General features: G+C 68.8%; 19 protein-coding genes. 1 reads left to right on the forward strand and 18 read right to left on the reverse strand.

Annotated features, from left to right (window positions below):
* From ACIO52_RS18820 to ACIO52_RS18840, 5 genes are all read right to left on the reverse strand, one after another.
* A complete protein-coding gene (locus ACIO52_RS18820) occupies positions 1-669 on the reverse strand; it encodes an arsenate reductase ArsC (RefSeq protein WP_402645343.1) in 669 nt (222 codons plus the stop codon).
* Positions 666-1,100 carry a low molecular weight phosphatase family protein gene (locus ACIO52_RS18825; protein WP_402645346.1) on the reverse strand — a complete coding sequence of 145 codons (435 nt, stop codon included), beginning with the start codon at positions 1,098-1,100 and terminating at the stop codon, positions 666-668. Before ACIO52_RS18825 ends, ACIO52_RS18820 begins: the two co-directional genes overlap by 4 nt.
* Entirely contained in the window at positions 1,097-2,185 is a 1,089-nt protein-coding gene (gene arsB, locus ACIO52_RS18830; protein WP_402645349.1) for an ACR3 family arsenite efflux transporter, read from the reverse strand. Before arsB ends, ACIO52_RS18825 begins: the two co-directional genes overlap by 4 nt.
* Positions 2,182-2,556 carry a metalloregulator ArsR/SmtB family transcription factor gene (locus ACIO52_RS18835; RefSeq protein ID WP_218720145.1) on the reverse strand — a complete coding sequence of 125 codons (375 nt, stop codon included), beginning with the start codon at positions 2,554-2,556 and terminating at the stop codon, positions 2,182-2,184. The genes arsB and ACIO52_RS18835 overlap by 4 nt, the downstream gene beginning before the upstream one ends.
* 78 nt (positions 2,557-2,634) lie before the next feature.
* Positions 2,635-3,153, reverse strand: coding sequence for an ArsI/CadI family heavy metal resistance metalloenzyme (locus tag ACIO52_RS18840; protein WP_402645352.1), 519 nt, complete (start codon positions 3,151-3,153; stop codon positions 2,635-2,637).
* Positions 3,154-3,251: 98 nt separating this feature from the next.
* On the opposite strand from ACIO52_RS18840, the gene ACIO52_RS18845 reads away from it, so the two are divergent.
* Entirely contained in the window at positions 3,252-3,611 is a 360-nt protein-coding gene (locus ACIO52_RS18845; protein ID WP_218720147.1) for an Rv2640c family ArsR-like transcriptional regulator, read from the forward strand.
* Positions 3,612-3,884: 273 nt separating this feature from the next.
* Here the strand turns inward: ACIO52_RS18845 and ACIO52_RS18850 are convergent, their stop codons facing one another.
* Genes ACIO52_RS18850 through ACIO52_RS18910 form a run of 13 tightly spaced genes read right to left on the reverse strand, consistent with a single transcriptional unit; the run spans position 3,885 to position 19,640 of the window.
* The gene (locus ACIO52_RS18850; protein ID WP_308248595.1) at positions 3,885-4,523 is read right to left on the reverse strand and encodes a class I SAM-dependent methyltransferase; all 639 of its coding nucleotides are present in this window, start codon (positions 4,521-4,523) and stop codon (positions 3,885-3,887) included.
* A gap of 2 nt (positions 4,524-4,525) precedes the next feature.
* Positions 4,526-6,148: an NADH-quinone oxidoreductase subunit NuoN gene (nuoN, locus tag ACIO52_RS18855; protein ID WP_218720148.1), complete on the reverse strand. Its 1,623-nt coding sequence runs from the start codon at positions 6,146-6,148 to the stop codon at positions 4,526-4,528.
* Positions 6,145-7,767 (reverse strand): NADH-quinone oxidoreductase subunit M, encoded by a 1,623-nt coding sequence (locus ACIO52_RS18860; RefSeq protein WP_402645357.1) that lies wholly within the window; start codon positions 7,765-7,767, stop codon positions 6,145-6,147. Before ACIO52_RS18860 ends, nuoN begins: the two co-directional genes overlap by 4 nt.
* Positions 7,764-9,650 (reverse strand): NADH-quinone oxidoreductase subunit L, encoded by a 1,887-nt coding sequence (gene nuoL, locus ACIO52_RS18865; protein ID WP_218720150.1) that lies wholly within the window; start codon positions 9,648-9,650, stop codon positions 7,764-7,766. The genes ACIO52_RS18860 and nuoL overlap by 4 nt, the downstream gene beginning before the upstream one ends.
* 1 nt (position 9,651) lies before the next feature.
* Positions 9,652-9,951, reverse strand: coding sequence for an NADH-quinone oxidoreductase subunit NuoK (gene nuoK, locus ACIO52_RS18870; RefSeq protein ID WP_218720151.1), 300 nt, complete (start codon positions 9,949-9,951; stop codon positions 9,652-9,654).
* Positions 9,948-10,766 (reverse strand): NADH-quinone oxidoreductase subunit J, encoded by an 819-nt coding sequence (locus ACIO52_RS18875; RefSeq protein WP_218720152.1) that lies wholly within the window; start codon positions 10,764-10,766, stop codon positions 9,948-9,950. Before ACIO52_RS18875 ends, nuoK begins: the two co-directional genes overlap by 4 nt.
* The gene (gene nuoH, locus ACIO52_RS18880; protein ID WP_402645361.1) at positions 10,763-12,547 is read right to left on the reverse strand and encodes an NADH-quinone oxidoreductase subunit NuoH; all 1,785 of its coding nucleotides are present in this window, start codon (positions 12,545-12,547) and stop codon (positions 10,763-10,765) included. The genes ACIO52_RS18875 and nuoH overlap by 4 nt, the downstream gene beginning before the upstream one ends.
* The gene (locus ACIO52_RS18885; RefSeq protein WP_402645364.1) at positions 12,540-14,999 is read right to left on the reverse strand and encodes an NADH-quinone oxidoreductase subunit G; all 2,460 of its coding nucleotides are present in this window, start codon (positions 14,997-14,999) and stop codon (positions 12,540-12,542) included. The genes nuoH and ACIO52_RS18885 overlap by 8 nt, the downstream gene beginning before the upstream one ends.
* A complete protein-coding gene (gene nuoF / locus ACIO52_RS18890; RefSeq protein ID WP_218720155.1) occupies positions 14,996-16,321 on the reverse strand; it encodes an NADH-quinone oxidoreductase subunit NuoF in 1,326 nt (441 codons plus the stop codon). Before nuoF ends, ACIO52_RS18885 begins: the two co-directional genes overlap by 4 nt.
* Before the next feature lies 1 nt (position 16,322).
* Positions 16,323-17,024, reverse strand: a complete 702-nt coding sequence (gene nuoE, locus ACIO52_RS18895) for an NADH-quinone oxidoreductase subunit NuoE (RefSeq protein ID WP_342799884.1) — start codon at positions 17,022-17,024, stop codon at positions 16,323-16,325.
* Entirely contained in the window at positions 17,021-18,334 is a 1,314-nt protein-coding gene (gene nuoD, locus ACIO52_RS18900; protein ID WP_402645369.1) for an NADH dehydrogenase (quinone) subunit D, read from the reverse strand. Before nuoD ends, nuoE begins: the two co-directional genes overlap by 4 nt.
* The gene (locus ACIO52_RS18905) at positions 18,334-19,089 is read right to left on the reverse strand and encodes an NADH-quinone oxidoreductase subunit C (RefSeq protein ID WP_255588259.1); all 756 of its coding nucleotides are present in this window, start codon (positions 19,087-19,089) and stop codon (positions 18,334-18,336) included. The genes nuoD and ACIO52_RS18905 overlap by 1 nt, the downstream gene beginning before the upstream one ends.
* On the reverse strand, positions 19,086-19,640 hold the full coding sequence (locus ACIO52_RS18910) for an NADH-quinone oxidoreductase subunit B family protein (RefSeq protein WP_218720158.1): 555 nt from the start codon (positions 19,638-19,640) through the stop codon (positions 19,086-19,088). Before ACIO52_RS18910 ends, ACIO52_RS18905 begins: the two co-directional genes overlap by 4 nt.
* Between the last annotated feature and the right edge of the window lie 4 nt (positions 19,641-19,644).

The following is a 19,644-nucleotide window of genomic DNA, read 5'->3' on the forward strand; positions in this document are numbered from 1 at the left end:
TCAGTGGGCGGGCAGGTCGAGTTCGGCGAGCAGGTGGCGAACGCGGGTTTCGATCTCGTCGCGGATCGGTCGGATCGCGGCCACGTCGAGGTGAGCGGGGTCGTCGAGGTCCCATTCTTCGTAGCGGCGCCCCGGATAGAGCGGGCAGGCGTCGCCGCAGCCCATGGTGATGACCACGTCGGCGGCCTGGATGATCTCCTCGGTCCAGGGCTTGGGGAACTCGGCGGTGATGTCGATACCGACCTCGGCCATCGCCGCGATCGTGGCGGGGTTGATCGCGTCGCCGGGTTCGCTGCCACCGGACCACGCCACCGCGCGGTCACCGGCGAGGTGGTTGAAGAACCCGAGCGCCATCTGGGAGCGACCTGCGTTGTGGGTGCACAGGAACAGCACGGTCGGAGTGCCGGTGTGGGCCTTGCCCTCGACGCGGGCCAACGCGTGCAGCCGTTGGCGGGCGAAGCGTTCGGCCAGCAGCGGCAGGAAGTTGATCACTGTCGCGCGGCCGGCGAACCGGTCGTAGGAGGAGTGCAGGAACCGTTCGATCGTCTCGACTCCGAAGGCGCCGTCGAACTCGCGCTGCAAATGCGTCGCCGCGGCCGCGAGCGCGAGTTGCTGGTCGATGGTCAGGTCGTGGCGGGTGTAAGTGGGCGCGAGGGGGCTGTCGCTCATGAGAGTTTCCGTTGCTCGGCGGGTGTGGTGAGCTCGGTGAGCAGGTCGTTCACACGGGCGGCGATGTCGTCGCGGACCAGGCGCATGCGCTCGATGCCGTCGATGCCGCGCTCGGAAGGTTCGTCGGTGTCCCAGTTGATGATTCGCATCCCGGCGACGGGCTCGATGTAGGCTTCACGGCCGAGGGTGACGACCAGGCCGACGTCGCTGAGCAGGGCGGGGTCGATCGGCTTCGGGGTCTCGGCGCTGATGTCGATGCCGAGTTCGCGCAGCGATTCGGCAGACAGGGCGTTGATCGCGGTACCCGGCCGGGTGCCTGCGGAGTGGACCTGCACGCGGTCGCCGGCGGCGGCGCGCATCAGACCGGCCGCCAGCTGGGATTTGCCGCCGTTCCTCACGCATACGAACAGCACCGATGGCGTCGTGCTCACCGCGCTGCCACCCCTTCGGAGGCCGTGGCCGCGGTGAACCGCTTGCGCAGGGCCAGCGATACGTACACCAGCGCGACCAGGACGGGGACCTCGATCAGCGGGCCGACGACACCGGCCAGTGCCTGGCCGGAGGTGGCGCCATAGGTGGCGATGGCCACGGCGATGGCGAGTTCGAAGTTGTTGCCCGCCGCGGTGAACGCCAGCGTGGTCGTACGCTCATAGCCCAGGCCGAGCAGCGCACCGAGGGCGTAACCGCCACCCCACATGATCGCGAAGTAGGCCAGCAGCGGGATCGCGATCCGGACCACGTCGAGCGGGTGAGAAGTGATCTGCTCGCCTTGCAGAGCGAACAGGATCACGATGGTGAACAGCAGCCCGTAGAGCGCCCACGGCCCGATCCGGGGCAGGAACGTCGTCTCGTACCAGTCGCGGCCTTTGGCACGTTCACCGAAGCGGCGGGTGAGGAACCCCGCGAGGAGGGGAATGCCGAGGAAGATCAGTACCGACTTGGCGATCTGCCACGGCGAGGTATCGATGGTGGTCTGTTCCAGGCCGAGCCAGCCGGGCAGGACCGAGAGGTAGAACCAGCCCAGGACGGCGAACATGATCACCTGGAACACCGAGTTCAGGGCGACCAGCACGGCGGCGGCTTCGCGGTCGCCGCAGGCAAGGTCGTTCCAGATGATGACCATCGCGATGCAGCGGGCCAGGCCCACGATGATCAGCCCGGTCCGGTACTCGGGCAGGTCCGGCAGTAGCAGCCACGCCAGCGCGAACATCAACGCGGGCCCCAGGACCCAGTTCAGGACCAGGGAGCTGAGAAGGAGTTTGCGGTCGCCGGTGACGGTGTCGAGTCGGTCGTAGCGGACCTTGGCCAGCACCGGGTACATCATGATCAGCAGCCCGATCGCGATCGGCAGCGAGATGCCGTCGATCTCCACGGCCGACAATGCGTCGCCGAGGCCGGGGATCATGCGCCCGAGTAGCAGTCCCGCGGCCATCGCCACGCCGATCCAGACCGGCAGGAACCGGTCCAGCGTCGAAAGCTTGCCCACCACCGCCGGGGCTTCGGTCGTGGCGCTCACGCGGTCACCACCGCTCCGGCCTCGATCGCGAGAACATCCGACAGGCGCGCCAGCGCCTGCGGGACGACTCGGTAGTACACCCAGGACGCCCGGCGTTCGCTGGTCAGCAACCCGGCCTCACGCAGCACCTTGAGATGGTGGGAGATGGTCGGCTGGGTGACCTCGATACCGGTCGACAGGTCGCACACGCACGCCTCGCCGTCGGCGCGTGAGGCGATCGTCGAGAGCAGCCGCAACCGGACCGGGTCGGCCAAGGCCTTGAACAGCACGGCCAACTCCGCCGCGCTCTCGGCGTTCATCGGCGGGCGCGTGCGCGGCGTGGCCTCACACGAGGGTGCGGCCACGCTCAACGGCAACTCTTGATTCGACATATGTCGATATTGACCGATGTCTAATCAAGAAGGCAAGCGAACAACGGGTGAACTCGTCCGCAACCGGGTCGGGCCGGTTCAGCCGCAGCAGCTCGCCCCGGAGGCGACGGCCTTCTCCTTGGCCTCGGCGCCACAGCACGCACCCTCGGCCTCAGCTTCGGCGGCCGTGCCGCAGCACACGCTGGTGCCCTCGGCGTTCGCGAGCCCGAGGTCCGGTGCGGTACCGAAGGTCTCGCTGTCGGCCAGCACGGTGTAAACCTCCCACCGCTCGCCGCCGGGACCGGTCACCCACACCTTGTCCTGGGTGGCGAAGCAACACGTGGTCGCGATCTGTTCCTCGGTGAACAGACCCGCCTCCGACAGGCGCGCGATTTCGCCGTGGACCTGGTCGGAGGACTCGACCTCGACACCGAGGTGGTTGATCGAGCCGCCCTGGCCGGCGTTCTCGATCAGCACCAGCTTCAGCGGCGGCTGGGTGATCGCGAAGTTGGCGTAGCCGGGCTTGCGCTTGGCCGGCTCGGTGTTGAACAGGGTTGAGTAGAACGCCACGGCGGTGTCGAGGTCGTCGACATTGAGGGCAAGCTGGACGCGGGACATGATGAACCTCCACTTGTGAGACATATATCGAAGATGTGCTGTCGCTGAGTCTGCTCACCTTTTCGACATATGTCAATATCGCGCGTAGAGTCGGTGCCATGCCCAAGGCGCTACCCGTGATCGACATGTCCGCCCCCGTCTGCTGCGCGCCCGTCGCGGCAGGTCCGGTCGACGACGACGCCGCACTCGAGGTGGCCTTGCGACTCAAGGCCATCGCCGACCCGGTCCGGGTGAAACTGATGTCGCTGCTGCTGACCACCCCGCTCGGCGAACAGAACGGCGGTGAACTCGCCGCCGCGGTCGGCCTCAGCGAGTCCACGGTCTCCCATCACCTCGGCCAGCTGCGCAACGCCGGTCTGGTCGAGTCGCAGCGGCGCGGGATGAACACCTTCCACAGCGCCCGCCGTGACGCGCTCTCGGCTCTGTGTACGGTCCTGGACCCCAACTGCTGCACCTGAAACCGAAAGCCCGTCCGCGTCCGAGCAGGTCGGTGGGCGAAATCGGTGGCCGCCCGGCGCGCGACGGTCCATCGGCTCGGCGCGACATCGACGGCTTCCATCGACAGCGAGACATCCAGGACGAACACCGCCATCGCGGGACAGATCTCACCGGCCACCGGCTGTGGGTTTCCCTGGAACGGAGCGCCCGCAGGTCGCGGCGAGGACACCGACGCCGATCAGCAAGGCGGCCAAGGCGATTCGAATCGTGGGGCGTCGCGGCGCGCCGTCACGCTACCTGCGATGGACGGTGGCCAGCCAAGCGGGAATCGACTCGCTGAAGCGGGTGCGCAGACTCTCCTGGTCGATGGCGGCGATGTCCCACTCGACCGGATCGAAGGCCGCGGTCAGTGCCGCTCGGCTGACCGGGTGCGGACCGGGATCGTCGCCGAAGTCACCGAAGCACAGGATGTACAGGGTTCCACCCTGGGCGACGACCGCGCCCAGACTCACCGCGTAGACGGCCTGTTCGGCGCGGTCGAAGGTGTGGAACAGGCCGCTGTCGAGCACCGTCCGGAACCGGCGCTCCAGCCGTTCGAGGTGCAGGGCGTCGGCGACCCCGAAAGTGGCTGTCAGACCACGGTTCTCGGCACGCTCGCGCGCTGTGGCCACGGCTGTCTCGGCCACGTCCACACCGTGCACCGGGAACCCGAGCGAGGCCAGATACAGCGCGTTGTCGCCGGTGCCGCACCCCGCGTCGAGGACGTCGCCGACGAAACCGCCCGCCTCGGCCAGCCGCACCACGGCCGGTTGCGGCTGGCCGATGTCCCACGGGGCGGGGCCGTCGCGGTAGGACGCGTCCCACGGCTGGCCGGACCGCTGCTCGTGGCTGGTGGGTGGCCGATCGCGGAGCGGCTCGTCGGCGGGCGGCACGGTCAGCGGATGAACGTGGCCGCGCGCTCGGCCAGGTCGAGGAGCGGCTGGGGGAAGACACCGAGGATGAGGGTGGCGCCCGCGCTGAACGCCACCACCAGGGTCGTCGCGAACGGGGCGGTGACGGTCGGAGCGTCGGCGGGCGGGTCGGTGAAGAACATCAGCACGATCACCCGGATGTAGAAGAACGCCGCGATCGCGCTGCAGATCACGCCGACGATGACCAGGAACGTGTAACCCGCGCCCGAGGCTGCGGCGAACACCGCGAACTTGCTGACGAAACCACTGGTCAGCGGCAGGCCGGCGAACGAGAGCAGCAGCAGCGCGAAAACCGAGGCCAGCCACGGGGATCGGCGGCCCAACCCCGCCCACTGCGGCAGCGCGGTCGCCTCGTCACCGGAGGAATCCCGCACCAGGCTGACGACCGCGAACGCGCCGACCGTCCCGAGTCCGTAGGCCAGCAGATAGAACAGGACCGCGGCCACACCGGCATCATCGGCGGCGACGAGCCCGACCAGCAGGAAACCGGCGTGCGCGATCGAGGAGTACGCCAGCATTCGCTTCACATCGGTCTGGGTGATCGCCATGACCGCGCCGACGACCATCGTCGCGACCGCGATCGCGGCCAGGACCGGACGCCAATCGTCGCGCAGCGCACCGACGGCCACCATCAGCACCCGCATGGTCGCGCCGACCGCGGCGATCTTGGTGGCCGCGGCCATGAACGCGGTGATCGGCGTCGGGGCGCCCTGATAGACATCGGGCACCCAGGCCTGGAACGGCACCGCGCCGACCTTGAACAGCAGGCCGACGGCCAGCATCCCGATACCGAGCAGGGCCAGCGTCGCGTTCTCGGGCTGCTTGTCCAGCGCCGCACCGATTCCTGGCAGCGACACGGTCCCGGTCTGCCCGTACAGCAGGGCGACGCCGTAGAGGAAGAACGCGGAGGAGAACGCACCGAGCAGGAAGTACTTGAGCGCCGCCTCCTGCGAGAGCAGGCGCCTGCGTCGCGCCAGCCCGCACAGCAGATACAGCGGCAGCGACAGCACTTCCAGCGCGACGAACATCGTCAGCAGATCGTTGGACGCGGGGAACAGCAGCAGACCACCGAGCGCGAGCATGGTCAGCGGGAACACCTCGGTGGTCGACACCCCGGACCGCACGGCGGCGAGCTCGTGTGCACTGCCCGGCACCGCGGAGGCCTGCGGGGTGAACGCGTCGACGCCGCGATCGAGCACCGCGGCCGCCCGGCTCCAGGTGCCCGGTCCGCTGCGGGCCCGCGGCACCGCGCCCCGTTCGGCGATCAGCAGCAGACCCAGCAGCGCGACCGACAGGATCGTGCCCTGCAGGAACAGCGTCACCCCGTCGACGGCCACCGCGCCGACCACGGCCGTGCCCGTCGTGCCCGCGAGCCCGACGACCGCGACCAGCGCGCCGACCACGCCGCCGATCCCGAGAATCAGCTGCGTGAGGTACCGATACGGCCGTGGCACGAACGCCTCGACCAGCACCCCGACGACGCCGACCGCGAACACGATCAGCATCGGTGCGAGCAGGTGGTATTCGATGCTCGGTGCGGGCAGGGTGGCCGCGAGCTCGTTGATGGTCACGGAGTCCGTCCTCATTTGTGTCCGCCGGCGGGCGGGGTGGCCGAACCTGCTTCGGGAGCGGGAACCGTCGGAGCGGGGTCGTGCTTACCGATCGTCGAGAGGGTGTGCCCGACGGCGGGATCCACCAGATCGAGGATCGGTTTCGGATAGAAGCCGAGCACCAGCAGCGCGGCCAGCAGCGGGACCACCACCGCGAGCTCACGCGGCACCAGGTCGCGCAGGTGCTCGTTGCCCTGCTTCACCGGACCGGTCATCATCCGCTGGTACAGCCACAGCACATAGAGCGCGGCCAGCACGAGCGCACCGGTCGCGACGACCGCCGCCACCTTGTACTTGCCGAAAGTGCCGACGAGGACGAGGAATTCGCTGACGAATGGCGCGAGGCCGGGCAGCGACAGCGTGGCCAGACCGGCGATGAAGAAGGTACCGGCCAGGATCGGCGCGACCTTCTGCACGCCGCCGAACTCCGCGATCATCCTGGTGCCGCGCCGCGAGACGAGGAATCCGGCGATGAGGAACAGCGCGGCCGTGGACAGTCCGTGATTGACCATGTAGAGCGTCGCCCCGGATTGCGCCTGGGTGGTCATCGCGAAGATGCCGAGGATGATGAACCCGAAGTGCGAGATCGAGGTGTAGGCGATCAGCCGCATCACATCGGTTTGACCGATGGCGAGTAGCGCACCGTAGAGGATGCCGATCACCGCGAGGGTGATCACCAACGGCGCGAACGTGTCGGAAGCCAGCGGGAACAGCAGCAGGCAGTATCGGAGCATGCCGAACGTGCCGACCTTGTCGACCACCGCCATCATCAGCACCGCGCTCGAGGGGGTGGCCGAGACCGCGGCGTCGGGCAGCCAGGTGTGCAGCGGCCACAGCGGCGCCTTCACCGCGAAGGCGAACATGAACCCGAGGAACAGCGCGTTGACGACCGCGGTGCTGCCGCCGAGCTGCCCGTTGTTGGCCGCGGCGACGACGGTCCGCAGATCGAAGGTGCCCGCGGTGCCCTCGCCCAGCCCCGCCTGCGCGGTGAGCACGTACAGCCCGATGACCGCCGCCAGCATGATCAGGCCGCCGAACAGGTTGTACAGCAGGAACTTCACCGCCGCCCGCGAGCGCTGGGCGCGTATGGCGGCGTCGCTGGTGCGTGGTCCGAAGCCGCCGATGAGGAAGTACATCGGAATGAGCATGGCCTCGAAGAACACGTAGAACAGCAGGATGTCGAGGGCGAGGAAGGAGATCAGCACCATCGACTCGACCAACAGCATCAACGCCATGTAGATGTGCGCGGTCTTGCGGCCGTCACCGGCCGCGGAGTCGTCGTGCCAGCCGGCCAGGATCAGCAGCGGCATCAGCAGCGCGGTCAACAGCACGAGCACGGTGGCGATGCCGTCGAGGCCGAGGGTGTAGCCGACGCCGAACGCCGGAATCCACTCGTGCGCTTCGACGAACTGGTACTGGTCCCCGCTGGGACGGAACCGCAGCGCCAGGCTCACCGCCAGCGCGAGCACACCGATCGACACCGCGAACGCCAGTGCGCGTGCCACATTCCGGCGCGCGGCGGGCACGGCGAGCACCACCGCCGCGCCGACCGCGGGGGCGAGCCAGAGCGTCGTCAGCCAGGGAAACGAGTTCACCAGTACCTCACCGCCAGCAGGGCAGCGGCCACCAGGGCCGCGCCGGTGAACATGGACAGGGCGTAGGAGCGCACGAAGCCGGTCTGGATCCGCCGGACCCGCGCCGAGAGACCGCCGATCCCGGCCGCCGTGCCGTTGACGATCCCGTCGACACCACGCGCGTCGAGGAACACCAGCGCGCGGGTGAGGTGACGACCTGGCCGCTCGAAGGCGGCCTCGTTGATCGCGTCGCCGTAGAGGTCCTTGCGCGCGGCTGTCGTGAACACCGTGACCGGCTCGGGCGCGGTCTCGGGGACCGGACTCTCGGCGTACTTGCGGTAGGCGATCGCGACACCGATGGCGACCGAGGTCAGGGCCAGTCCGGTGACCACGCCCGCGGGCACGACGGGTTCGCCGTGATGGGAGCCGACGACCGGGGCGAGCCAGTTCTGCAGCGCCGAACCCCACACGAACAGGCCGCCCGCGAACACCGAGCCGAACGCGAGCAGGATCATCGGCCCGGTCATCACCGCGGGAGCTTCGTGCGGGTGGGTGTCGGGCTTCCAGCGGCGTTCACCGAAGAACGTCATCAGCATGACGCGGGTCATGTAGAACGCGGTGAGTCCGGCACCGACCAGAGTGACCACCCCGAGCAGGATTCCCGTCGTCCCCCCGTGGTCGAACGCCGCCTCGATGATCTTGTCCTTGGAGAAGAACCCCGAGAACGGTGGCACCCCGATGATGGCGAGATAGCCGAGACCGAAGGTGGCGAAGGTGATCGGCAGCAGGGTGCGCAGACCGCCGTAGCGGCGCATGTCGGTCTCGTCGTCCATCGCGTGCATCACCGAACCGGCGCCGAGGAACAGCCCGGCCTTGAAGAACCCGTGGGTGAGCAGGTGCATGATCGCGATCGCGTAGCCGGCCGGCCCGAGCCCGACGGCCAGGATCATGTAGCCGATCTGGCTCATCGTCGAGGCGGCGAGCGCCTTCTTGATGTCGTCCTTGGCACAGCCGACGATCGCGCCGAACAGCAGTGTCACCGCGCCGACAGCGATCACCGCGGTTCGCGCGTCGGGGGCGAGATCGTAGATGGGGTTGGAGCGGGCGATCAGGTAGACGCCCGCGGTGACCATGGTGGCCGCGTGGATCAGTGCCGAGACCGGGGTGGGGCCCTCCATCGCGTCACCGAGCCAGGACTGCAGCGGTACCTGGGCCGACTTGCCGCACGCGGCCAGCAACAACAGCAGGCCGATCGCGGTGAGCGTGCCCTCGCTCGCACCCGGCGTCGCCGCGAACACCGTGCGGAAATCGAAGGAGCCGAAGGCGGCGAACATCGTCATCATGGCGATGGCCAGGCCCATGTCACCGACCCGGTTGACGAGGAATGCCTTCTTGGCCGCCGTTGCGGCCGAGGGCTTCTCGTACCAGAACCCGATCAGCAGGTAGGACGCCAGGCCGACGCCTTCCCAACCGAGGTAGAGCACCAGGTAGTTGTCGGCCAGGACCAGCACCAGCATGGCGGCCAGAAACAGGTTGAGGTAGCCGAAGAATCGGCGTTTGCCCGGATCGTGGCTCATGTAGCCGATCGAGTAGACGTGGATCAGCGAGCCGACGCCGGTGATGAGCAGCGCGAAGCACACCGAGAGCTGATCGAGTTGCAGCCCGAACCCGACCCGCAGGTCACCCACCGCCACCCACTCGAACAGCTGCTCGTGGATGGCGCGGTCGGCGTCGGAGCGGCCGAGCATGCCGAAGAAGGCGACCACGGCGACGACGAACGAGGCCACCGCGGCGCCGGTGCCCAGGTAGATACCCCACCGGTCGGCGAACCGGCCGAGCAGGAGCAGCAGGATCGCGCCGGCGAGCGGGAAGGCGGGCAGCAGCCACAACGTTGCGGTGCCCATGTCAGAACTTCAGCAGGTTGGCGGCGTCGACCGAGGTCGACCGGCGGGCACGGAAGATCGTCATGATGATGGCCAGACCGACGACGACCTCGGCGGCGGCCACGACCATGGTGAAGAACGCGATCACCTGGCCGTCGAGATTGCCGTGCAGGCGGGCGAAGGTGACGAAGGCCAGGTTCACCGCGTTGAGCATCAGTTCGATGCACATGAACACCACGATGGCATTGCGGCGCAACAGCACTCCCGCGGCGCCGATGGTGAACAGCAGGGCGGACAGGAACAGGTAGTTCTGGGGGTTCACCGGTTGCCTTCCTCGTCGGCCGTCGGGGTGACGTCGCTGCCGGCGCCGACCGAGAGCGCGGCGGCCTCGGTGTGCGCGCGGGTGCGGCGGTGACGCAGGATCGTGCTCACCGAGAGTTCGGCGAAGCTGCCATCGGGGAGTTGGGCCGGGCTGTCCACGGCGTTGTGCCTGGCGTAGACGCCTGGAGTCGGGAGCGGAGTGGCGCGTTCGCCCGCGGTGCGGAAGCGGTCGCGCGACATCTCACGCTGCCCCCGCCGTGGCGTGAAGTGTTCGCGATGCGCGAGCACCATCGCGCCGATGGTCGCCGTGATCAGCAGCGCGCCGGTCAGCTCGAACGCCCACACGTAGCGCAGGAAGATCAGCTCGGCCAGTTCGGCGATCACGTCGCGACCACCGAAACCGCGGCCGGGGAAGGTGATTCCGCTGCCGCGCAGCGCCGCGCCGATCCCGCCGATCAGCAGGAACCCGAACCCGACGCCGACGACGGCGGCCGCGATCCGCTGGCCGCGCAAGGTCTCCCGCAGGGACTCGGCCGAGTCGACGCCGACGAGCATGAGCACGAACAGGAACAGCATCATCACCGCGCCGGTGTAGACCACGATCTGCACGACGCCGAGGAACAGCGCGCCCTGGGCGATGTAGAACACCGCCAGCGCGATCATGGTGGCGGCCAGGCACAGTGCCGAGTGCACGGCCTTGGCCGCGGTCACCATGCCGAGCGCGCCGAGCACCGCGATCGGGGCGAGCACCCAGAACAGCACCGCCTCCCCGGTGGAGGTGGACGCGACTTCGGCGGCCAGGAGTGCGGTGGTCATCGCAGTACCTCTTCCGACGTGGTGGGACGGACCCGGCCCAGGTAGTAGTCGGCCTCGTCGGTGCCGGGCGCCATGGCGTGCGGCGGGGCGACCATGCCGTCCTGCAGCGGCGCCAGCAGGCGGTCCTTCTCGTAGATGAGGTCGGCGCGATTGTCGTCGGTGAGTTCGTACTCGTTGGTCATCGTCAAGGCGCGGGTCGGGCACGCCTCGATGCACAGTCCGCAGCCGATGCAGCGCAGGTAGTTGATCTGGTAGACGCGGCCGTAGCGTTCCCCGGGGGAGAAGCGTTCGTCCTCGGTGTTGTCGGCGCCTTCGACGTAGATGGCGTCGGCGGGGCAGGCCCAGGCGCACAGTTCGCAGCCGATGCACTTCTCCAGGCCGTCGTCGTACCGGTTGAGCTGGTGGCGGCCGTGGTAGCGCGGCGCGGTCGGCACCTTCTGCTCGGGATAGGACTCGGTATTGGGCTTCTTGAACATCGTCGCCGCGGTGACCGCGAACCCGGCGAGCGGCTCGAACAGGCCGATCTCGGGCTGATCACCGGCGGGACGCGGTGGCATCGGCGGAACCGGGAAGCCGAGGAACACCGGCGATTTCGCGGGCTCCGCGGGCAGCGGCGGCAGGCCTTCGGCGCGGCCGGCCCGCAGGAACATCGCGATCATCGCGGCGGTGATGACGAGGCCGACAGTCACCAGGATCGGGGTCTGACCGGTGACGCCCTCGAGGTCGAGGACCCGGGCGGTCGCCACGATCATCACCCACACCAGCGAGGTCGGGATGAGCAGCTTCCAGCCGAGGTTCATGAACTGGTCGTAGCGCAGACGCGGCAGGGTGCCTCGCAGCCAGACGAAGACGAACAGGAACGTCCACACCTTGAGGGTGAACCACAGCAGCGGCCACCAGCCGGAGTTCGCGCCCTCCCAGAGGCTGATCGGGAACGGAGCCCGCCAGCCACCGAGGAACAGCGTGGTCGCCAGCGCCGACACCGTGGCCATGTTGACGTACTCGGCGAGCATGAACATGGCGAACTTGAGCGAGGAGTACTCGGTGTGGAAGCCACCGACGAGCTCGCCTTCGGCTTCGGGCAGGTCGAACGGCGCGCGGTTGGTCTCGCCGACCATGGATACGCAGTAGATGAGGAACGAGGGCAGCAGCAGGAAGACGTACCAGGTGCCCTTCTGCGCGGTGACGATCCCGGAGGTGGCCATGGTGCCCGAGAGCAGGAACACCGTCGCGAAGGTCAGCGCCATCGCGATCTCGTAGGAGATCACCTGCGCGGTCGAGCGCAGGCCGCCGAGCAGCGGATACGTCGAGCCCGACGACCAGCCGGCGAGCACGATGCCGTACACGCCGATGGAGGTGATGGCCAGGATGTAGAGAACACCGACGGGCATATCGGTCAGCTGCAGGGCGGTGCGCTGGCCGAAGATCGACACCTCGGGGCCGAACGGGATCACGGCGAACGCCATGAACGCCGGGATGACCGAGATGATCGGGGCGAGCACGAAGATCGGCTTGTCCACGATGGCCGGGATGATGTCTTCCTTGAGCGCCATCTTCACGCCGTCGGCGATGGACTGGAACATGCCGCCGGGACCGATCCGGTTGGGGCCGACGCGCATCTGCATCCACGCGACGACTTTGCGTTCGGCGTAGACCGCGATGAGCGGCACCAGCATCAGGTAGACGAACACACCCAGTGCCTTGACGAGCACCAGCCAGAGCGGGTCGGTGCCGAAGACAGGTGCGGCGTCTGCTGCCAGGTGCAGCACGGGATCACTCATGACGGTGTTCCTTCATCCTGTCGTCGGCGCGGCGCAGGCGCACCACGGCGCCGGGTGTCACGCCGAGCGTGGCGGCGACCGTCGAGCCGGGGGAGTGCAGCGGCAGCCACACCACCCGGTCGGGCAGGTCGGTGATCATCAGCGGCACGGTGATCTCACCGCGATCGGTGTAGACGATGACGTGATCGGCCTCGGCCGCTTCGATCTCGGCGGCCGTCGCCGCCGAGAGCCGCGCGACCGGCGGGCGGGCGACGCCGGCGAGGTTCGCTTCCCCGTCCTGCATCCGGCCCGCGTCGAGCAGCATCCGCCAGCCGGCCAGGACCGCGGTGCCGACGCCGGGCGCCGGGCGGGTCTGGCTGGTCAGCTCCGGCGCGGAGATCGGTGTTCCGTTCCAGGTGCCCAGGACGTCGAGTTCGCGACGCGCGGAAGCGATGTCGGGCAGGTTGATCGGCGTGCCCATCTCGGCGGCGAGCGAGTGCAGCACCCGCAGGTCCGACAGCGGTGCGGCGACGCGACGGGTGGTGTCCAGCGGCGCGGCGGCGAACGGGCGCGGCCTGCCCTCCCAAGTGCGGAAGGTGCCGGACTTTTCCATGACGGGCGCGATCGGGAAGACCACGTCGGCGCGCTCGGTGACGGCGCTGTGCCGCAACTCCAGGCTGACGACGAACCGCGCGGCATCGATGGCGGCCAGCGCGGCCGCCGGGTCGGGCAGGTCGTCGGGGTCCACACCACCGACGACCAGCGCACCGAGCTGCGCCGCGCTCGCCAGGATGCCAGCGGTGTCGCGGCCGAGCGTGACGGGCAATTCCTCGGCCTGCCAGCGGTGTCGAACCTGTTGCCGCGCGGCGGGATCGACCACCGGTCTGCCGCCCGGCAGCAAGCTGGGCAGGGCGCCCGCTTCGAGCGCACCGCGTTCCCCGGCCCGGCGCGGCACCCAGGCGAGTCCGGCGCCGGTGGCATCGACGAGGCGGACCACGGCCGAGAGCGCGCCGGGGCTGCCCGCCAGCCGTTCACCCGCCAGCACGACCGCGCCCGGGCTGCGCAGCAGCGCCATCAGCTCGGCCGCGTCCGCCGACGTCTCGGCGGCGATCGCGTCGAGGACATCGGCTTCACCGCACGGCGGGGTCTGGATCAGTGCACCCGACATCCGTTCGAGCCCGCGCGAGGCGAACGGCGCCAGCGACACCACGCGCAGCCCACGGGTCCTGGCGGCCTTGCGCAGCCGCAGGTAGACGATCGGGGATTCCTCTTCGGGTTCGAATCCCACCAGCAGCACGACCGGTGCGGCGGCCAGCGCCGCGTAGTCGACAGTCACGCCGTGCCCGGCGACGCGGGCGGCGAGGAAGCGCTCCTCCTCCTCGGAATGCACGCGGCTACGGAAGTCGATGTCGTTGGTGGCGAGCACCATCCGCGCGAACTTGCTGTAGGCGTAGGCGTCCTCCTCGGTGACCCGGCCGCCGACGAGCACGCCCGCGTTGCCGATCGCCGCTCGCAGCCCCGTGGCCGCGGCGGCCAGCGCCTCGGACCAGGAGGCCGGGGCCAGCACACCGTCCCAGCCACGAACCAACGGCGTGGTGAGGCGGTCGCGTTCGGTCGCGTAGGTGAAGGCCCAGCGGCCCTTGTCGCAGTTCCATTCCTCGTTGACCTGCGGATCGTCACCGGCCAAGCGGCGCAGCACCTTTCCGCGGCGGTGGTCGGTGCGCTGGGCACACCCGGAGGCACAGTGCTCGCACACGCTCGGGGTGGACACCAAGTCGAACGGGCGGGCCCGGAAGCGGTAGGAGGTGCCGGTGAGCGCGCCCACCGGGCAGATCTGCACCGTGTTGCCGGAGAAATAGGAGTCCAGCGGTTCGGCCTGGGCGATGCCGACCTGTTGCAGGGCACCGCGATCCATCAGTTCGATGAACGGGTCGCCGGCGACCTGCTGGGAGAATCGCGTGCACCGCGCGCACAGGACGCAGCGTTCGCGGTCCAGCAGCACCGCCGCGGACAGCGGGATCGGCTTGGGATAGGTGCGCTTGTCGCCGTCGAAGCGGGATTCGGCGCTGCCGGTGGACATCGCCTGGTTCTGTAGCGGGCACTCGCCGCCCTTGTCGCAGACCGGGCAGTCCAGGGGATGGTTGATCAGCAGCAGTTCCATCACCCCGCGCTGTGCCTTCTCGGCGACCGGCGAGCTGAGCTGGGTGCGCACGATCATGCCGTCGGTGACCGGAATCGTGCAGGAAGCCACGGGCTTACGCTGCCCCTCCACCTCGACCAGGCACTGCCGGCACGCGCCGACCGGGTCGAGGAGCGGGTGATCGCAGAAGCGGGGGATCTGCACGCCGATGAGTTCGGCGGCGCGGATCAGCAGTGTGCCCGCGGGTACCTGGACGGTGGTGTCGTCGATGGTGACGCTCACCAGATCCGCGGGGACCAGGCCACTGCTGTTGCCTGGTGCGATGGCTGTCATCGGTCCTCATTCCCTGCCGAGGCCCACACCGTGGCGCGGGCCGGATCGAACGGGCAGCCGCCGCGGCGCTGATGCTCGAGGTACTCGTCGCGGAAGTACTTCAGCGAGGAGAAGATCGGGCTGGCCGCGCCGTCACCGAGCGCGCAGAACGATTTGCCGTTGATGTTGTCGGCGATGTCGGCGAGTTTGTCCAGGTCGGCTTCGGTGCCCTGGCCCGCTTCGAGTCTGCGCAACAACTGCACGAGCCAGTAGGTGCCCTCGCGGCACGGTGTGCACTTGCCGCAGGACTCGTGGGCGTAGAACTCGGTCCAGCGCAGGACCGCCCGTACGACGCAGGTCGTGTCGTCGAAGATCTGCAAGGCCTTGGTGCCCAACATGGACCCGGCGGCGGCGACGCCCTCGTAGTCCAGGGGGACGTCGAGGTGCTCGGCGGTGAACAGCGGCGTCGAGGACCCGCCCGGAGTCCAGAATTTCAGCGTGTGGCCTGCGCGCACGCCGCCGGCGTAGCCGAGCAGCTCCCGCAGCGTGATGCCCAGTGGCGCCTCGTACTGGCCGGGCCTGGCGACATGTCCCGACAGCGAGTACAGGGTGAACCCGGGCGACTTCTCGCTGCCCATCGACCGGAACCATTCGGTGCCCTTGCGCAGGATCGACGGCACGCTGGCGATGGATTCGACATTGTTGACGACTGTCGGGCACGCGTAGAGCCCGGCCACGGCCGGGAACGGCGGCCGCAATCGCGGCTGACCCCGCCGGCCTTCGAGCGAATCGAGTAGCGCGGTTTCCTCGCCGCAGATGTAGGCGCCCGCACCGGCGTGCACGATCAGTTCCAGGTCGAAGCCGGAGCCCAGGATGTCGCGGCCGAGATAGCCCGCGGCGTAGGCCTCCGCGACGGCGGCCTGGAGTCTGCGCAGGACCGGCACCACTTCGCCGCGCACGTAGATGAAGGCGGTGGCCGCGCGGATCGCGTAGGCGGCGATCACGACCCCTTCGATCAGGGTGTGCGGGGTGGCCAGCATCAGCGGGATGTCTTTGCAGGTGCCGGGTTCGGACTCGTCGGCGTTGACGACGAGATAGTGCGGCTTGGTCGTGCCGTCGGGACCGGGGCCCTGCGGGATGAACGACCATTTCATGCCGGTCGGGAAGCCCGCGCCGCCGCGTCCGCGCAGGCCGGCGTCCTTGACCGTCAGGATCACGTCGTCGGGTGCCATCCGCAGGGCGGCACGCAGTCCCTCGTAACCGCCGGTGGCCTGATAGCTGTCGAGGGTCCAGGACCGCGGACGGTCCCAGTGTTCGCTGAGAACCGGGGTGAGAGTCGTCATCTCATTCCCCTTGTCCGACGGAATCAACCTCTGCGGCACCGGTTTCCGCGGCCCGCAAGCCTGCCAGCGTGGCGGCGCCCGGAGCGCCGTCGAGCGCGCCGGGACGTTCGTCGGGGAATCCGGCCAGGATGCGGGCGGTCTCCCGGAAGGTGCACAGCGGCGCGCCCCGGGTGGGACGCACCTGGTGCCCCGCGCGCAGCGCGTCGGTGATCGCGCGCGCCGATTCGGGGGTCTGGTTGTCGAAGAACTCCCAGTTCACCATCATCACCGGGGCGTAGTCGCAGGCGGCGTTGCACTCGACGTGCTCGAGGGTGATGGCGCCGTCGGCGGTGGTCTCGCCGTGGCCGACACCCAGATGCTGTTGCAGCGCTTCGTAGATGGCATCCCCACCGAGGACCGCGCACAGCGTGTTGGTGCACACGCCGACGTGGTAGTCCCCGGTCGGGGTACGCCGGTACATGGAGTAGAAGGTGGCCACCGCCGTCACTTCGGCGCCGGTGAGACCGAGATGGTCGGCGCAGAAGTCGATCCCGGTGCCGGTCACGTAACCCTCCTCGGCCTGCACCAGGTGCAGCAGCGGCAGCAGCGCCGAGCGGGGATGCGGGTACCGGGCGATGATCTCCTTGGCGTCTACTTCGAGTCGCTGCCGCACATGCGGCGGATACGGTTCCGGCCTGGTGGTGAGGTTCAGTTCGATCTTCATCGGTCCACTCCGCCCATGACAGGGTCGATGCTGGCGACCGAGGCGATGACGTCGGCGACCATGCCGCCCTCGCACATCGCGGCCACCGCTTGCAGATTGGTGAACGAGGGATCGCGGTAGTGCACCCGGTACGGACGGGTGCTGCCGTCGCTGACCATGTGCACTCCGAGCTCGCCGCGCGGGGACTCCACCGCCGTGTACACCTGGCCCGCGGGCACCCGCATGCCCTCGGTGACGAGCTTGAAGTGGTGGATCAGCGACTCCATCGAGGTGCCCATGATCTTGCCGATGTGCTGGGGCGAGTTGCCCAGTCCGTCGGGACCCAGTTGCAGATCGGCGGGCCAGGCGATCTTCTTGTCGTCGACCATGACCGGGCCGGGCCGCAGCCGGTCCAGACACTGTTCGACGATCTTGAGCGACTCGCGCATCTCGGCGACGCGGATCAGGTAGCGGCCGTAGCAGTCGCAGCCGGTGGTCGTCGGGATATCGAATTCGTAGTTCTCGTAGCCACAGTACGGTGCCGATTTGCGCAGGTCGTGGGGCAGACCGGTGGCGCGCAGGACCGGGCCGGTGATGCCGAGGGCCATGCAGCCGGTCAGGTCTAGGTAGCCGATGTCCTGGGTGCGCTTCTTCCAGATCGGGTTGGCGCTGAGCAGATGCTCCATGTCGCGCAAACGTCCCGGCATGATCTCCAGGAGTTCGCGCACCTTGGTGACGCCGTCGTCGGGCAGGTCCTGGGCCAGGCCGCCGGGCCGGATGAACGCGTGGTTCATCCGCAGGCCGGTGATGGTCTCGAACACGTCCAGGATCAGTTCGCGTTCGCGGAAGCCGAACAGCATCGGGGTGAGCGCGCCCAGTTCCATGCCGCCGGTCGCCAGAGCGACCAGATGCGAGGAGATCCGGTTGAGCTCCATCAGCAAAACGCGCACGACGGTGGCGCGTTCGGGGATCTGCTCGGTGATGTCGAGCAGCTTCTCCACGCCGAGGCAGTAGGCGGTCTCGTTGAAGAACGGAGACAGGTAGTCCATCCGGGTGACGAAGGTGACGCCCTGGGTCCAGGTGCGGAACTCCAGGTTCTTCTCGATGCCGGTGTGCAGGTAGCCGATGCCGCAGCGGGCTTCGGTGACGGTCTCGCCTTCGATCTCGAGGATCAGGCGCAGCACCCCGTGTGTGGACGGGTGCTGCGGCCCCATGTTGACGACGATGCGTTCCTCGCCGCCGCCCTCGATCACTTCGCTGACCTGGTCCCAGTCCTGGCCTGCGACGGTGACGACCTGCGGCTCGTCGCGGCGGAAATCGGTGTCGGTCATCAGCTGTAGGTCCTCCGCTCGTCGGGCGGCGGTATCCGCGCGCCCTTGTACTCCACCGGGATCCCGCCGAGCGGGTAGTCCTTGCGCTGCGGATGGCCGCGCCAGTCGTCGGGCATGGTGATGCGGGTGAGGGAGGGGTGCCCGTCGAAGAGGATGCCGAAGAAGTCGTAGGTCTCGCGTTCGTGCCAGTCGGTGGTCGGGTAGACCGCGAACAGCGAGGGGACGTGCGGATCGGCGTCGGGGACAGAGACTTCCAGCCGGATCCGCCGGTTGTGTGTGATCGACATCAGGTGATAGACCGCGTGTAGTTCCCGACCCTCGTCGTCGGGGTAGTGCACGCCGTTGACGCCCAGGCACAATTCGAAGCGCAGCGAGGTGTCGTCGCGCAGCGCGCTCGCGACGGCGACCAGGTGTTCGCGCCGCACGTGCAGGGTGATCTCGTCGCGGAAGACGACGATCTTCTCGATCGCGGTATCGAACGCGATCACCCGGTGGGTCAGCGCGGCGCGCAGGGTGCCGACGAACGCGTCGAACCAGCCACCGTAGGGCGGTGGAGTGCCCGCGGGCAGGGCGACGGGGGTGACCAGGCCGCCGTAGCCGGAGGTGTCGCCGGTGCCCGTGACACCGAACATGCCGCGACGGGTGCCGATCACCTCGTCCTCGGGTGCCGCGGGCGGGCGCGGGGCGGCCGGGGTCTCGTCCGGAATATCCTGTCCCGCTGTGCTGTCGGCGTTGTCGGGAGCGTCGAAGGTCATCGCAGCAGGCCCTCCATTCGGATGGTCGGCGTGCTGGCCAGCGCGGCCTGTTCGGCAGCGCGGATCGCTTCCTCGCGGTTGACACCCATCGGTGTCTCGGCGATCTTCGCGTGCAGCGCGAGGATCGCGTTGAGCAGCATCTCCGGGCGCGGCGGACAGCCCGGCAGGTAGATGTCGACCGGCACGATGTGGTCGACGCCCTGCACGATCGCGTAGTTGTTGAACATGCCGCCCGAGGAGGCGCACACGCCCATGGCGAGCACCCATTTCGGCTCGGTCATCTGGTCGTAGACCTGGCGCAGGACCGGGGCCATCTTCTGGCTCACCCGGCCCGCCACGATCATCAGATCGGCCTGGCGCGGAGAGGCGCGGAACGCCTCCATACCGAAGCGGGCGATGTCGAATCGCCCCGCGCCGGTGGCCATCATCTCGATCGCGCAGCAGGCCAGGCCGAACGTCGCGGGCCAGACCGAGCCCTTACGCAGGTAGCCGGCGAAATCTTCGACGGTGCTCAGCAGGAACCCGCTGGGCAGTTTCTCTTCGAGACCCATTATT

Source organism: Nocardia sp. NPDC087230 (assembly GCF_044744725.1).
Taxonomy (GTDB): Bacteria; Actinomycetota; Actinomycetes; order Mycobacteriales; family Mycobacteriaceae; genus Nocardia; species Nocardia canadensis.

What these genes read in the sequence shown, in the direction of transcription:
- nuoF (WP_218720155.1), bottom strand. Translation starts at nt 16,321, where the DNA reads ATGACGACTCTCACCCCGGTTCTCAGCGAACACTGGGACCGTCCGCGG.
- ACIO52_RS18840 (WP_402645352.1), bottom strand. Translation starts at nt 3,153, where the DNA reads ATGTCCCGCGTCCAGCTTGCCCTCAATGTCGACGACCTCGACACCGCC.
- nuoL (WP_218720150.1), bottom strand. Translation starts at nt 9,650, where the DNA reads ATGGGCACCGCAACGTTGTGGCTGCTGCCCGCCTTCCCGCTCGCCGGC.
- ACIO52_RS18820 (WP_402645343.1), bottom strand. Translation starts at nt 669, where the DNA reads ATGAGCGACAGCCCCCTCGCGCCCACTTACACCCGCCACGACCTGACC.
- ACIO52_RS18845 (WP_218720147.1), top strand. Translation starts at nt 3,252, where the DNA reads ATGCCCAAGGCGCTACCCGTGATCGACATGTCCGCCCCCGTCTGCTGC.
- ACIO52_RS18835 (WP_218720145.1), bottom strand. Translation starts at nt 2,556, where the DNA reads ATGTCGAATCAAGAGTTGCCGTTGAGCGTGGCCGCACCCTCGTGTGAG.
- nuoE (WP_342799884.1), bottom strand. Translation starts at nt 17,024, where the DNA reads ATGAAGATCGAACTGAACCTCACCACCAGGCCGGAACCGTATCCGCCG.
- ACIO52_RS18875 (WP_218720152.1), bottom strand. Translation starts at nt 10,766, where the DNA reads ATGACCACCGCACTCCTGGCCGCCGAAGTCGCGTCCACCTCCACCGGG.
- nuoN (WP_218720148.1), bottom strand. Translation starts at nt 6,148, where the DNA reads ATGAGGACGGACTCCGTGACCATCAACGAGCTCGCGGCCACCCTGCCC.
- ACIO52_RS18885 (WP_402645364.1), bottom strand. Translation starts at nt 14,999, where the DNA reads ATGACAGCCATCGCACCAGGCAACAGCAGTGGCCTGGTCCCCGCGGAT.
- ACIO52_RS18905 (WP_255588259.1), bottom strand. Translation starts at nt 19,089, where the DNA reads ATGACCTTCGACGCTCCCGACAACGCCGACAGCACAGCGGGACAGGAT.
- ACIO52_RS18910 (WP_218720158.1), bottom strand. Translation starts at nt 19,640, where the DNA reads ATGGGTCTCGAAGAGAAACTGCCCAGCGGGTTCCTGCTGAGCACCGTC.
- nuoD (WP_402645369.1), bottom strand. Translation starts at nt 18,334, where the DNA reads ATGACCGACACCGATTTCCGCCGCGACGAGCCGCAGGTCGTCACCGTC.
- nuoH (WP_402645361.1), bottom strand. Translation starts at nt 12,547, where the DNA reads ATGAGTGATCCCGTGCTGCACCTGGCAGCAGACGCCGCACCTGTCTTC.